Raw genomic sequence first — 13,942 nt, 5'->3', positions numbered from 1 at the left:
ATTGTAGTGTTGCAGTAAATGTGTTAGTAAAATTTATCTACTAACACAATCATAAACCCTTGATGGAACAGCTTTGAAAATACTTTTGTGTTAGTTGTGTTAGTAGATTTACTTAAAAACTATAAAAATAATATTAAGTAATAATAGGGGTTTATATAGAGGTTAAACGCGTATCGCCTAGTACGCGCGCGAGACAACAACAAGAAACACCTAATTTTTGGAAGGTGATTTTATGAGAGAATCTGATTTAGAAAAAAGACTAAAAGATAAAATTGAACAACTCGGAGGTCTGTGCTTCAAATGGGTGTCTCCTGGTAGAAGAGGTGTGCCAGATCGCATTTGCATTTTACCTCGAGGACGTACCATTTTTGTAGAGATGAAAGCACCAAATGGAAAGCTAAGTCCGCTACAGGAGAAACGGATTCAGGAGCTTGAGAAACGTAAACATGAGGTCTATGTACTAGAATCTAAGCAAAAAGTAGATGCGTTTATAAAGATGCTTGGAGGGGATATTTAGTGAAATTCATTCCCCATCAATATCAGGAATACGCCATTCAAAAGATTATTGATACTCCAGCTGCAGGTCTTTTCTTAGATATGGGTTTAGGAAAAACTGTTATCACCTTAACTGCCCTAGAAGAGTTGAAAAATACGTATTTTGACGCAGGGAAAATTTTAGTCATAGCTCCTTTGCGAGTGGCCCAGGATACGTGGAGTAGGGAAACGGCTAAATGGGATCATCTGCAGCATATTACGATATCTAAAATTCTTGGACCCCGAACCCAACGGGAAAAAGCTCTAAAAGCAGAAGCTGATGTGTATGTAATCAATCGAGAAAATGTACCTTGGCTGGTGAGTATGACAGGTAGTAAATGGCCATTTGATACAGTTGTGATCGATGAGTTATCTAGCTTTAAATCCAGTAAATCCAAACGTTTTCGTGCTTTACGTCGAGTTAGGCCTCTAATGCAGCGTATCATCGGCTTAACTGGTACACCAACACCAAACGGTCTGCATGATTTATGGGCGCAGTTGTACCTATTAGACCAAGGAGAGCGTTTAGGAAGAACGATAACCGGATACCGAGATCGATACTTCACGCCAGGAAGACGTGACGGTCATATTGTCTACGAATGGAAACAAAAAAATGAAGCTGAGAATCGAGTGTATGAGAAGATATCAGATATTTGTGTCAGTATGAGTGCCAAAGACTGGCTAGACTTACCAGAGAGAATAGAACGGATGGTGCCAGTCACTTTAATAGCTAGTACTAGGAAAAAATACGAGAAGCTAGAGAAAGATCTCCTATTGCCATTTGAAGACAGTGACGTAACAGCTGATACAGCAGCAGTTTTGTCTAATAAGTTACTACAGATAGCCAATGGGGCTGTGTATGACGAAAATAAAGATGTGCAGGAAGTCCACCATGCAAAACTTGATGCTTTAGAAGATCTTATCGAAGCCGCAAACGGGAGAACGATCTTATGCTTTTATACGTATAAGCACGACCTATCCAGAATCATGAAAAGATTCCCGGAAGCAAAAAAGTTAGAAGGACCTGAAGACATTGAAGCCTGGAATAAAGGAGAAATACCTTTACTTTTAACGCACCCAGCTTCAGCTGGTCACGGATTAAACTTACAGGATGGTGGGCATAACATTGTTTGGTTTGGGCTGACCTGGAGCTTGGAATTATACCAACAGGCAAATGCAAGGCTAGATCGACAAGGACAAAAAGAACGAGTTATCATTCACCATTTAGTAGCTGAAAATACATTAGACGAGACTGTTTCATCGAGACTAGCTGATAAAACTGCTGGTCAAGATGCCCTACTGGAAGCTGTGAAAGCACGAATTGAGAAAGTAAAGGAGGGGTAGAGATGGACTACTATACAGGAAGAATTATTATTCAAGAGTCTGAGTATGATGATCTTTTAGAAGAAAAGCAAAACCTTAAAGAACGTGTGCAGGAATTAGAGGAAAAACTAGACACAGCTAAATTCATGGCAAGACAAAATAATTCATACGGAATTAACCAGATGAAAAGAGCCGAACGCTACAAACAGGCTATTGAAGAAGCAACAGATATTTTAGATGATGTTGAGCGGTACCGAAATAAGTGTGCGACAAATGCGTATATAAAGCTTTGTGAAGCACTGAAAGGAGAATCGTAATGTACTACTTCGAAAATGATGATTACATGAAAAGAATACTAAATAAAATTTATGAAGTTGAAATGGCTAAATATCTTTCAAGTGTGTCATATAGCTCAAAGCCTGCATACGAAAAGATGGAATATGATTGCAAAACATCCGTTACCGATGAAGATATTCTTAACATTTTAATAGATTATGCTTTGGATACTGGAAATAGAGAGCTATTTTTTGAATTAACGAAGCAGTTAAATAATCAACCTTCCCTTTATGGAGGAGTAAAGGAGGAATCCTAATGCATATAACCGAAAAGCAGTTGAAACTAATTACACAGACTGCCTCACAGGAGGCAATCAAAGCATATAAAGAAGAGATAAAGCAGCAGGAACGGGAAAGACATGATAGAAGGTTGCACAACATTAAGCTGCTTTTACGAAATTACAGATCATTGGTTATGCATTGTGAGAAGCTAGAAACAGATTTAGAAAAACTTCAGGACACTTCAATCCAAGACTTAGACATTGAAACAATTAGTCTTGAATCTATCGAATCTATTAAACAAAGCAAAACCAAAACGATAGCAATGGTCTATTTCATCAGGGGGAAGATGGAAGCATACAAACAATCTTGCAGTAAAGAGGAATTAAAATACTACAGGGTTCTCGAAAAGAAATATATTTCCAAAAGAAAATACACTACCAGAGAGATTGCAGAGATCGAACATATTGAGGAAAGAACGGTGAGAAGATATATAGAAAAAGCAATATCCGATTTACCTGTCATCTTTTTTGGGGTAGATGCTATTAAGTTTAGCAATTGAATCTGTCCGAAAACTGTCCACAAAGTGTCCGTATTAATGTGTTATTATGGTACTGTAAACAAAATATAGGTACCTGTATTACGGTTACGTTGTTTACGATATATTGTAATGTTGTAGATATGTAAATGGTGCATCCAAGTTTTGCAAGGGCTTGGGTGCTGTTTTTTTTAGGTAAAATTATGCAGGAATATCTTCCTTTCTGTCGAATATTAGGAAATAGAAAGGTGGAGATGACAATGGAAACTGAGATCAAAAGACTAGAAAAGTTAGGAAAAATTAAATTAAAACAGAAACAACAATGGTATTGTGATGTATGTGGAGAGATAATTAATACAGCTAAAGAAGGGATGCTAGAATGGGATAGCTTTCTTGAGGAAGAGACCGGAGCAGCTGGATACACTGCTAAAAATTTTAGAATAATTCATCACAAAAAGTCGTCTCCGTTTAAATATTGCCAAACAAAAAGTTCAGATGTAAGTTTATCAGATGGTCATTTGCATTGGTTTATAGGATCTGACGGGCTATCAAAATTATTAAACCTATATGATTATAATATTGTTGATCATCAGGAATTAAATGAAATTATACGTAGACTTCATGTGGATTATTATGAAGAAGCAAGACCGTACATGGGGATAGCAAATGAAGACCAACAAAGTTTTGATCCTTATCAAGTAGGTGATTATTCACAAGCTGATTTATTAGCTTTAATAAACATTTATGCAGAAAGAACAAAGACATCTCAATGAGGTGTCTTTTTATTATTTAAAAGGAGAGGATATCATGGCAGACAAAAAGTCGCGCGAAGGTAAAGTTATTTGGGAATGTGTTGAATGTGGACATGAACATGATTTTCATCAAGATGATTATCGGCAAGATGGTTTGAGATGCAAATGTTGTGGAGGGCTTGTTATTAGAAAGTCTTATCAAGATAAGCACAAGCTAAGTGAGGAAGCTTTCAAAATTAGAGAGAAAATAGTTGATAGAAAAATAAACTATTGCAGGAACCTAACACCTAAACAAGTTGATACTGTTATAGAGTTATACAAAGAAAACAAGGAAGGTACAAGAAGACCAGTAGAAGGAAATGGTCCGAGGATAGGAGATACACCACCAAAGAAAAGCGTTGGAACATTGGAAGTAGATATTGACTATTCCAATACAATCAAAGGTCTTAAAGCAATCCAACGTGAAGCAAAGAAAACTACTGCATCATTGAAAGAGTTGGAAGAACAGAGGAAAAGAAATATTTTTTTAACCATTGAATTAGATGACGAGGACAGTACGTTGCCTAGAGTTTTTCATGAAGGTAAAGAGATAACGAATAAAGTACGAGTTCATTTTGATTGGAAAACTAGAACAGATCAGCCAGGTAAGTTAGAAGTTAATGTGGAATATTATAAGCTGGATGACCAGGTTGAACCGAGGATCACTGGTATCGGAATAGAAAGATTAACGTGAGGAGGACTCATCATGATAGCATTGTGTGATAAATGCAATCGAGTAACTAATATTGCATATAAAACCAAACAGCATCCGAACAGCATCAAAGAAACCTACTTTAAATGTGATCAATGCCATTATCATTTTACCTGCTTTGTCACAGATAAACGGGTAAGAAAACTCCAACAAAAAAGAGATGAGTTAAACGGTCAGCATAACGCAGTAAAAAGACAGAGGATCCAAGAAGATATAAACAATCGGATGAAACAACTCAAGTATAACTTGGTTAACTATGGTCGTGCTGATTTAGGTGGGGATTAATGGTACAGAAATCACTGAGACCTTGTCGTGAGATTGGCTGCAATAATCTGACAAGAAATTCCTACTGTAAAACGCATGAGAAAAACGCACAGAAAACTACCAGAAATTATAACCAATACAAAAGAGATCCTAAAGTAAATGCGTTTTATAAGTCGAGTAAGTGGCAGCGTGTGAGAGCTCTAGCAATGGCAAGAGACAATGGTCTATGTCAAAGGTGTTTAAAGCAAGGGAGTATAAGGCAGGCGCAGGTGGTGCATCATCTGATTGAGGTTAAGGATGATTGGTCACGACGTTATGATCTTGAGAACTTAGAATCGGTTTGTCATGCTTGTCACAACCAAGAACATAAGAAAAGGCCCCCAGGGTAAATTATTTAATTTTCAGAATACTATAGAGCGACGCCCCCTCAAGCGCACACAAAAATCCGTTTTTAAAATTTTTTCAAGGAGGTGTAATTGATGGCAGGGAGAAATAAACAACCTTTAGCTGTTATTCAAGGTAAAGGAAGGTCGAACCATTTAACTAAAGACGAAATCAAGAAACGTCAAAGCCAGGAAGAACAAATGAAAGGATTTACGGACAATATCGAAGCACCGAAATACCTAACCAAAAAGCAGAAGGAAGAATTCAATCATCTTTCTACCGAGCTTTTAAGGTTAGGTATTTTTAGTAATCTCGATGTTGATAATCTAGCCAGATATATTGATTCTAAAGATCAGTATATTAAACTTATTAAGTTGATAAGAAAGGTTAAACCTGCTGAGGATTTTAAAAGTTATTCAGCAATGCAGCGAAGTAAGAATTTACTTTTTAACGAGTGTAGATCATCTGCAAATGATTTAGGTCTGACAATTACATCTCGCTTGAAGTTGGTAATTCCAAAAACGGATGAAAAACCTCAACCTAAAACGGAAGCAGAAAAACGCTTCAGTGGGCGATTATGACTTTTCTTGATCGAGTCTTTGATTACTGCGGTAAAATACTAAACGGTGAAATCAAAGCGGGTAAAAAACATATATGGGCAGTAGAAAGGTTTCTACGTGATTATGAAGAGTGTCAATCTGATGACAGTCTTTTTTATTTTGATGAAGACACATTGGATGATTTTTATTGGTTTGCACATGAATTCAAGCACGTAGAAGGCGTACTTGCTGGCCAACCAATTGAATTAGTTGATTTTCAACTTTTTTTAGCAGTCAATATTCTCTGTTTTAAGAAGAAAAAGAATGGCGCACGCAAAATACGTAAGGTTTATATTCAGCTAGGAAGAAAGAATGCGAAGTCTCAATTCTTAGCTATTATATCAGGATTTATCACTTTCTTTGGCGATGAGAAGCAACGGGTATTTATAGCTGGATGGTTAAAAGAACAATCTGAAGAAGTATACGAGGCAATTCGCTCAGGGATAAACACCAGTGAATTGTTAGATGGAAAATGGAAAGAAGCGTACAGCAAGATAGAAATATTGCGCAACAGCTCAGTAATTATCCCGTTATCCAAAGAAGCAAGGAAAAGCGGAGATGGGAAAAACCCATCTGTCGGAATTGTTGATGAGTACCACAGGCATGATACCAGCGAAATTTATGATGTACTAGCTTCTGGGATGATGGCTCGTAGAGAGCCGTTAATGTTCATTATCACAACTGCAGGCTTTGATTTAAACAAACCATGTTTTAAGGAATACGAGTATGTCAGCAAAATTTTGGATCCAGATCAGCCACAAGAAAATGATGAGTATTTCGCTATTATTTGTGAGCTTGATAAGGACGATGAAGGAAATCTTATTGATGATATAAAAGATGAATCAAACTGGATAAAGGCTAATCCTATTGTAGCGACTTACGAGGAAGGGTTAACTGCCATACGTTCAGAATTAAAAGTTGCTCTCGAACAGCCTGAGAAAATGAGAAGCTTTTTAACCAAAAACATGAACGTGTGGATAGATGCTAAGCCATTAGGTTACATGAAAATGGGTAAATGGAAAGCTGCAATTATAAAACCTAAAGATGTTCTTCCTTATCCCGTTTTTCTCGGACTAGACTTATCAAGCACAACGGATTTAACCAGTATCGGTAAGGTGTTTCAACTTCCGGAGAGAAAATTCATTGTACAACAGCACTCGTTTATGCCCGAAGAAAGGTTACAGGAAAGGATTAACACGGATAATGTGCGTTTTGACCTGTGGAAGAAAAAGAAGTACTTAACAACCACTCCGGGAAGTGTAGTTGATTACAGCTATGTAGAACAACACATATTAGACATGAGAGATGAAGGGTACAACATCATAGAGATTGATTATGATAAATGGAATGCAACGCATTTAGTTCAAATATTAGAAAATCATGGTTTTACAATGGTGGAAATTCCACAGATGCTAAGGCATCTTTCCTTCCCTACAAAAGAATTTAGAAGTGGGGTATATAGAAAAGATATTCAACATTTCGAAGATCCATTATTGCATTGGGCTTTGAACAATGCTGTAACGAAAACGGATCCTCAAGAAAACATCATGCTTGATAAAGAAAAATCGGTTGAGCGAATAGATCCAGCTGCCGCTATAATTAACGCTTTTAGCAGAGCGATGAGTGTGGGACCACAAGATCTAAGCAATCACTTTTTAAATAATTGGAGTATGTAGGAGGTAATTAAAATCGCAAAAGTAATTAGAGATTTTTTCATAGCTTTTTTTACATCATTCTTCACCAAATGGTTGGAGGATTTTTTAATTTTCACAGGCATGGTACTAGGGATAGTTAATACGTATCTCATTACAGTAATTGATGCAAATATACTGGCAGGTAATTATTTATTGTCAGCTGTACTGATTTTAATTGGCATTATTATTGCCAGGAGGTGAAGGAGGTGGTAAACATTGATATTTAAAAATGTATTAACTCCAAAAGCAGAAACGACGGACTTAAAGAATCCAGCACCGTGGTTTATGAAGATGTTTGGTCATGAAGCTTCAAGCGGTGAACAAGTTACTGTTAATTCTGCTTTAGGAGTACCAGCTGTTTATACCTGTGTAAACATACTAGCCAATAGTATTGCTAAGCTTCCTTTTCAAACATTTAAAAAGACAAATGATGGTCGTGTCAGGGATAAAAAACATGCTGTTGCAAAAGTGTTAGAGACAAGGCCTAACCCATATCAGAGTCCATTTAAATTTAAACACCTAGTAGAAACCCATCGTAATACATGGGGAAATGCTTATATCAATATTAACTGGGGTGCAGACGGGCGACCAAAAGAATTATGGTTATTGAATCCAGCTGTTACAGAACCATATGTTGATGTGACGACGAACACATTGTGGTATCACACTACATTGCCAAATGGTCAGTTTGTAAAAATCGGATATGGAGACATAATTCATCTAACAGCTTTATCTACGGATGGAGTAAAAGGAAAGCCTCCCATTCAAGTAGCTAGAGAAGCAATAGGAAGTTCACAAGCAGCTCAAAAATTTAAGGGTAAGTTTTATAAAAATGGTGCTTCTAACAGTGGGGTGCTGAAAGTACCAGGGATGTTAAACGCAGAAGCGAAAGACGTTGTGAGAGATGAATGGGAAAAGGCTAATACTGGATTAAATAATGCCCAACGTATTGCCATATTAGATGCAGGTCTTGAGTTTCAAAGTATCAGCATGCCTTTAAAAGACGCACAGTTTGTAGAGGGTATGAAGTATGACAAAACAGAAATTGCTATGCTCTATAACATTCCTATGCACATGGTTAATGAGTTAGATAGATCCACTCATAATAACATTGAACAGCAATCTTTGGATTATATTCAAAATACGTTAAGTCCGATTATAAAACAGTGGGAAGAAGAGTTTACTTATCAACTGTTTTCAGAACGGGAACTGAAAAGATACTATTCAAAATTTAATCTTACAAGCTTATTGCGAGCTGATTCGAAATCAAGAGGAGAGTTTTATAAAACCATGTGGGAAATTGGAGGCTTCGATATTAATAAAATATTAGAGCTTGAGGACATGGATGGTATTGGTGAAATGGGTAATAAACGTTTTGTATCTCTCAACTACACTACTCTAGACTTGATCGAAGAATATCAACGAGCTAAAGCAGGAGCATCGAAAGGAGGTGTGGAAGATGAAACAGAAGATTAGGCAACCGGTGTATATGTCAGCGACACCGATCCAAAATAAGTCGAATCAACTTATGACAGTAAAAAACCTCACCGATACGTCTGCTGACCTTTATATTTATGGTGAAATTGTAGATAACACTGATTTTAAATGGGATGAAGCAGATGTAATGCCGGATGATGTACTTAACGCTCTTAATCAGGTAGAAGGGCTAAACGAATTAAATATTTATATCAACAGTCCTGGCGGATCCGTTTTTGCTGGTCAAGCAATCTATAATATGCTTAAACGCAACAAAGCAAAAAAGACAGTATATGTGGATGGTGTTGCAGCATCGATGGCCTCTATCATCGCAATGGTTGGTGATACGATTCGAATTCCTTCTAATGCGTATCTCATGATTCATAAGCCATTAACGATTGCTATAGGAAATGCTTCCGTTTTTAGAAAGTTAGCTGATGATCTAGACACCATTGAATCTGGACTGGTTAATATCTACGAGGAAAATCTTAAGGATGGAGTGGACATCGAAACCATTAAAGATCTCATGGAAAAAGAAACATGGCTTACTGGTGAAGAAGCTGCGCAGTATTTTAATGTGGATGTCGGGGAATCAAAAGCCATTGCTGCATGCGCCACAGACATTTTAGCAAGGTACGATAAGACACCACAGAAGCTAGTTGCACAGGTGAGTAAACCTAACAATCAACCACAACCAAATAACGAAGATGAATTATTTCAATTTCAAAACGAATTGGACCTACTCGAATTGTAAGGTCTATTTTTTATGTTTAAAAACAAGGAGGAAAAACAATTGAAAACAAAACTAGAAAATACACTACAAGCTTTGAGACGAAATAAAAACGTACTATCTTTAAAGATGGATGGTTCATCTGGCATGACCAAACGCGAACAAGAGTTACGCCAGAATGTTGCTGATTTAAAAGCATCTGCACAGAAGTTGATGGACGAAGGAAAGCACAAAGAAGCAAAAGCGAAATTAGAAGAAGCGAAGGCAGCTAAGAAGGACCTTGATAATTTCCTAGCTCTACAAACGGATTTTCAAGGTCTGACTATTCCTGAACCAGAAGCAAACGGAGCGCAGATGAACCAAGAGCCTAAGGACCCTAAAGATAATAAGCCAGAATATAAAGCTCTTTTCTTTAAAGCTGTTCGTGGGCAATCTTTAACATCTGATGAATTAGATGTAATGGATAAATACAAAGCACGTATTTCTTCAGGAACTGGTGAAGATGGCGGCTATATTATTCCTGAAGATATCCAAACACGTATTAATGAATTGCGCCAGACAACGGATGATTTACGTCAATACGTAACAGTGGTGCCTGTTTCAACTAATAAAGGTGCTCGTACGCTAGAACGCCGTGCGGAACATACACCTCTGCAACCACTGTCTGAATATGGTGATCCAGATGCAATGAAAGAGATTGAATCTCCTAAGTTCGATCGTTTATCTTATAACATTGAAGAGCGTGCTGGATTCTTACCAGTCCCTAATAGTGTTCTGGATGATACTGATCAAGCGTTAGAAGATTATTTAATTCGTTGGATTACTAAAAAATCCAAAGCAACAGATAATTATTTGATTCTACAACAAGTGAATACGTTAGATAAGGTTGTTCTTGATGATTACAAGGGTATTAAAACTACGCTTAATGTTACGTTGGACCCTGCTTTTGCTGAAGGTGCAGCTATTTATACAAACCAGGATGGTTTTAACTATCTTGATCAATTAGAGGATGGTAATGGACGTCCATTATTACAACCAGATCCAACTCAAAAAACTAGAAAACTGTTTGCTGGTACACATCCAATCATTGTTTTATCTAATAAAACAATCGCTACAACTGCTGAAGGATTGGCCCCACTTATTATTGGTGTGCTAGAAGAGGCTATTGTTTTATGGGATAGAAAACAGTTATCTATTGATATGACTAAAGTGGGTGGACAAGCTTGGAGATCAAATACTACTGAATTCCGAGCTATTCAACGAGAAGATGTTACAAAATGGGATCCAGAATCTGTTGTATTTGCTCAAATCAATGTTAATAACGGAGGTGCAGAGGGGTAATGACTTACTTTACAGCGAAAGTTACAGAAGATGTACAGGCTAATAGATTACTATCTTTATCTGGCGGAAATGGTATGCCTTCAATTTCAATTACACCGGTTGGAGGTACACCAGATTATAAATCTACAGGTGAACTCAAAGCAGATCAAGAAGTAAGAGTAACATTAAAAAATGAACCTGTGTGGGATATTGAAGCGGGAGAAGATTTATCAGCTGGCACTTATGTAGAAGTGGGAGAAGCAGGCGTTATAGTTGCTTCAGCAGGAGAAGGCTTTGGTTATGTCGCTGAAGCAGTCACGACCGGTAATTTGGCAAAGGTTGTACGTAAATCTAGCGGTGGTGTGCCAGGGCCACAGGGACCTGCTGGTCCAGAAGGTCCTCAAGGTCCAGCTGGTACTGATGGAGCAAAAGGGGCTAAAGGAGATAAAGGTAATCCTGGTGCTGATGGTGTTAGTGTCACAGGAGCCACTTCGGACGGTACTAATATTACGTTTGAGCTATCTGACGGATCTACATTTGATGTTCCTTGGCCAGCACAATCTTAGGAGGGCGATGATATTCGCTCTCTTTCTTTTTATGAGAGGGTGGTAATGTGACATCTGAAGAACTTAAAAAGCTGAAACGGTTTTTAAGACTGGATGAACTTGAAGAAGAAGATGAAAAGGATCTAGAAAACTTCTATAAGCAGGCAAAAATCAGTGTAAAAAATCAAGCAAGAAAAGATATAGATGAAACTAATCCCGATATGAAAGAACAATATGACCAGGCTTGCGCACTATTAACACAACATTGGTATGACAACAGGGAAGCTTTTCGAATTGGGAATGCATCCTATGAGATCCCACATTCTCTAGACAGTATTCTCAGGGAATTGCGATACTGTTACCCAGCAGGTGATTCGAATGAAACCAATTAATCCTGGAGAATTAAGACACCGTTTAATATTTCAACAACCAGCTGGCGGTACAGATGAAGATGGTTTTCCAATCAATGAGCCAACTCTTTATACAAAAGCATGGGCAAAATTAAAAACCTTAAAAGGAAACGCTTTTTATACAGCTGCACAATCTCAAATGGAACATAACAGGCAATTTACAATACGTTACCAAAGGAAATTAGAAGATAATCAACGTCCAAAAGGGTTAACGGTATTGTGGAGAAATGTAGAACATGAGATTGAATCTATAGAAGACGATGACGGACTACGTATTTCTATGACCGTGGTATTAAAGGCGGTAAGTTGATGGACTTTCAATTTGAAGGTATTGACGAACTAATTAGAGAGATTGAGCTTATCGAACAAGTACCAACTAGAGTTAAAAACCGAGCGTTAAAAAACGCAGGAGATCTGTTGCGTGAGCGTATGAAAGCCGAAGTTTACGCACATGGATTGCATCGAATCTCTGGTGAAGCAGAAGAATCTATCGTACGAACTGATCCCAAAAAAGGTGAGTTATTTGTAGGAACAAAGGGCGGTGCAAAGAAACCGGGATACTATTTGTACATGCATGAATTTGGCTATTGGAATGTAAAAGCCGGCGGTTTTATTTCCCCAAAACCTTTTGCATCCGTCGCTTTTGAATTAAGTAAAAGTGAAATACTAGATATTTATGTTAGAGAACTGAGAAAGGAGATGGGTATGACATGACTTTAAATAAGTTAATTATAGATACCTTGAGTCCTTTAAATATCCCAATCCATTACATTACAGCTAGCGATACGGTTGGAGACTATATTATTTTTAATGACTATAACCAGGGGTCAGCTTTAACAGCCGATGATGAAGAGCTTACCACAAATTATTATGTGCAAATAGATATATTTTTGGAAGAAAACTTTTTAGAAGTTTTCAATCAAACCAAGAATTTATTAAAACAAGCTGGTCTTCGGCGTATCTATGAAGCTCCAGGAGAATATGAAGAGAACGTAGGCAAGTTTAGAAAGACAGTGCGATTTATATATGCAACCGAAATTAAACAGGGAGAGTGAATGATAGATGGCTATTAAAGGATTAAAAGATTTACATTATGCAATTATCACTGCTGAGGACGATGCTTCAACTACCTATAGTGAGGTAAAACCATTAGGACCTGCAATGGCATTAAATTTGGCACCATCAGTTAACAGAGCTAATTTAAGAGCTGATGATAACGTGTTGTTTTCGGATTCAGCGAAAGGAGCAATTGCGGTAACACTTAATACGGCATATCTAGAAAAAGAAGTAGAAGCAGATATTCTAGGTAAAACAATTGATGCAAATGGAGGTATTACAGATAGCGGCGATGATGATGCTCCCTACATTGCTATCGGTGGGAGAGCATTAAGTGCTCGTGGTGGTTATGAGTACTTTTGGATCTATCGTGTGAAGTTAGCTCCAGCAGAGGAAAACAAAGAAACATTACAAGAAACACCTGCATATCAAACACCGAATTTATCTGGTGAGGCGATCCCAAGACTTCACGACAAAGCAGAAAAGTATAAAATGTGGGATCAGGATCCAGATATTACGGATAACACCATATTTGATAAATGGTTTACGCAAGTTATCGATAAAAATTATTCTGCTGGAACTGGCGGGGGGGTGGAAGGTTAATGCAAATAGAACTTTATATTGATGGTCAGAAAAAAATATTCACGGCACCATTTGTTCCTATGTTAGCTAGAAGAAAATATTTTGAGATACAGGCAAAGGCAGAAGAAAGAGAAGAAAATCCAACCACAAAGGAATTGCTTGCGGAAGATGATGACATAATGTCTATTCTTACTAACGTTGTATTTAAGGATCAATTTACCATTGATCAGTTGTTAAATGGTGCAAGTAAAAAATATGTTGATGAAAAACTAGCAGAAGCAGTGTTTGGCGTGAAGCCGAAAACGAATAGAGAAGGTAATGAGGGAAACGAGAAGGGGGAGTGACGTTTAAAAAAGCGTACACTTCCCTTTTAAAGTTATATAAAGATTTAATGTTTCCCCCTCCGAGTTATATACATGGAGGACAAATC

Annotated in this window: 21 protein-coding genes; all 21 read left to right on the top strand. The window is 37.5% G+C overall.

Going from position 1 to position 13,942, the window contains the following annotated elements; genetic code table 11:
• Positions 1 to 232 precede the first annotated feature (232 nt).
• On the top strand, positions 233 to 517 hold the full coding sequence (locus RVS70_RS07530; protein ID WP_321132808.1) for a VRR-NUC domain-containing protein: 285 nt from the start codon (positions 233 to 235) through the stop codon (positions 515 to 517).
• On the top strand, positions 517 to 1,878 hold the full coding sequence (locus RVS70_RS07525; protein WP_321132807.1) for a DEAD/DEAH box helicase: 1,362 nt from the start codon (positions 517 to 519) through the stop codon (positions 1,876 to 1,878). Before RVS70_RS07530 ends, RVS70_RS07525 begins: the two co-directional genes overlap by 1 nt.
• Before the next feature lie 2 nt (positions 1,879 to 1,880).
• Positions 1,881 to 2,174, top strand: coding sequence for a hypothetical protein (locus tag RVS70_RS07520; protein WP_321132806.1), 294 nt, complete (start codon positions 1,881 to 1,883; stop codon positions 2,172 to 2,174).
• Positions 2,174 to 2,449: an IDEAL domain-containing protein gene (locus tag RVS70_RS07515; protein ID WP_228088814.1), complete on the top strand. Its 276-nt coding sequence runs from the start codon at positions 2,174 to 2,176 to the stop codon at positions 2,447 to 2,449. The genes RVS70_RS07520 and RVS70_RS07515 overlap by 1 nt, the downstream gene beginning before the upstream one ends.
• Positions 2,449 to 2,973 (top strand): hypothetical protein, encoded by a 525-nt coding sequence (locus RVS70_RS07510; protein ID WP_321132805.1) that lies wholly within the window; start codon positions 2,449 to 2,451, stop codon positions 2,971 to 2,973. The genes RVS70_RS07515 and RVS70_RS07510 overlap by 1 nt, the downstream gene beginning before the upstream one ends.
• Positions 2,974 to 3,209: 236 nt before the next feature.
• A complete protein-coding gene (locus RVS70_RS07505) occupies positions 3,210 to 3,722 on the top strand; it encodes a hypothetical protein (RefSeq protein ID WP_321132804.1) in 513 nt (170 codons plus the stop codon).
• A 34-nt stretch (positions 3,723 to 3,756) separates the two neighbouring features.
• The gene (locus RVS70_RS07500) at positions 3,757 to 4,434 is read left to right on the top strand and encodes a hypothetical protein (RefSeq protein ID WP_321132803.1); all 678 of its coding nucleotides are present in this window, start codon (positions 3,757 to 3,759) and stop codon (positions 4,432 to 4,434) included.
• A gap of 12 nt (positions 4,435 to 4,446) precedes the next feature.
• Positions 4,447 to 4,737, top strand: a complete 291-nt coding sequence (locus tag RVS70_RS07495; RefSeq protein ID WP_321132802.1) for a hypothetical protein — start codon at positions 4,447 to 4,449, stop codon at positions 4,735 to 4,737.
• Positions 4,737 to 5,105 (top strand): HNH endonuclease, encoded by a 369-nt coding sequence (locus RVS70_RS07490; RefSeq protein ID WP_321132801.1) that lies wholly within the window; start codon positions 4,737 to 4,739, stop codon positions 5,103 to 5,105. The genes RVS70_RS07495 and RVS70_RS07490 overlap by 1 nt, the downstream gene beginning before the upstream one ends.
• A gap of 90 nt (positions 5,106 to 5,195) precedes the next feature.
• Positions 5,196 to 5,681, top strand: a complete 486-nt coding sequence (locus RVS70_RS07485) for a phage terminase small subunit P27 family (protein ID WP_321132800.1) — start codon at positions 5,196 to 5,198, stop codon at positions 5,679 to 5,681.
• Positions 5,678 to 7,375 (top strand): terminase large subunit, encoded by a 1,698-nt coding sequence (locus RVS70_RS07480; protein WP_321132799.1) that lies wholly within the window; start codon positions 5,678 to 5,680, stop codon positions 7,373 to 7,375. The genes RVS70_RS07485 and RVS70_RS07480 overlap by 4 nt, the downstream gene beginning before the upstream one ends.
• 234 nt (positions 7,376 to 7,609) lie before the next feature.
• A complete protein-coding gene (locus RVS70_RS07475) occupies positions 7,610 to 8,869 on the top strand; it encodes a phage portal protein (RefSeq protein WP_321132798.1) in 1,260 nt (419 codons plus the stop codon).
• A 13-nt stretch (positions 8,870 to 8,882) separates the two neighbouring features.
• Positions 8,883 to 9,623, top strand: coding sequence for a head maturation protease, ClpP-related (locus RVS70_RS07470; protein WP_321132829.1), 741 nt, complete (start codon positions 8,883 to 8,885; stop codon positions 9,621 to 9,623).
• 123 nt (positions 9,624 to 9,746) lie between these two features.
• A complete protein-coding gene (locus RVS70_RS07465) occupies positions 9,747 to 10,940 on the top strand; it encodes a phage major capsid protein (RefSeq protein ID WP_321132828.1) in 1,194 nt (397 codons plus the stop codon).
• Positions 10,940 to 11,485: a hypothetical protein gene (locus RVS70_RS07460; protein ID WP_321132797.1), complete on the top strand. Its 546-nt coding sequence runs from the start codon at positions 10,940 to 10,942 to the stop codon at positions 11,483 to 11,485. The genes RVS70_RS07465 and RVS70_RS07460 overlap by 1 nt, the downstream gene beginning before the upstream one ends.
• Positions 11,486 to 11,532: 47 nt before the next feature.
• Positions 11,533 to 11,856 (top strand): head-tail connector protein, encoded by a 324-nt coding sequence (locus tag RVS70_RS07455; protein ID WP_321132796.1) that lies wholly within the window; start codon positions 11,533 to 11,535, stop codon positions 11,854 to 11,856.
• Positions 11,843 to 12,184 carry a phage head closure protein gene (locus RVS70_RS07450; RefSeq protein WP_321132795.1) on the top strand — a complete coding sequence of 114 codons (342 nt, stop codon included), beginning with the start codon at positions 11,843 to 11,845 and terminating at the stop codon, positions 12,182 to 12,184. The genes RVS70_RS07455 and RVS70_RS07450 overlap by 14 nt, the downstream gene beginning before the upstream one ends.
• Entirely contained in the window at positions 12,184 to 12,588 is a 405-nt protein-coding gene (locus RVS70_RS07445) for an HK97-gp10 family putative phage morphogenesis protein (protein ID WP_321132794.1), read from the top strand. Before RVS70_RS07450 ends, RVS70_RS07445 begins: the two co-directional genes overlap by 1 nt.
• Positions 12,585 to 12,929, top strand: a complete 345-nt coding sequence (locus RVS70_RS07440; protein WP_321132793.1) for a hypothetical protein — start codon at positions 12,585 to 12,587, stop codon at positions 12,927 to 12,929. The genes RVS70_RS07445 and RVS70_RS07440 overlap by 4 nt, the downstream gene beginning before the upstream one ends.
• Before the next feature lie 7 nt (positions 12,930 to 12,936).
• Entirely contained in the window at positions 12,937 to 13,533 is a 597-nt protein-coding gene (locus RVS70_RS07435; protein WP_321132792.1) for a major tail protein, read from the top strand.
• Positions 13,533 to 13,856, top strand: coding sequence for a phage tail assembly chaperone G (gene gpG, locus RVS70_RS07430; RefSeq protein ID WP_321132791.1), 324 nt, complete (start codon positions 13,533 to 13,535; stop codon positions 13,854 to 13,856). The genes RVS70_RS07435 and gpG overlap by 1 nt, the downstream gene beginning before the upstream one ends.
• Positions 13,857 to 13,942: the final 86 nt, after the last annotated feature.

Origin of the sequence: Virgibacillus sp. M23, assembly GCF_034190895.1 — a bacterium.
GTDB lineage: Bacteria > Bacillota > Bacilli > Bacillales > Amphibacillaceae > Virgibacillus > Virgibacillus salarius.
Note: the sequence above shows the minus strand (reverse complement) of the source record. Positions and strands in the feature narration are given on the sequence as shown.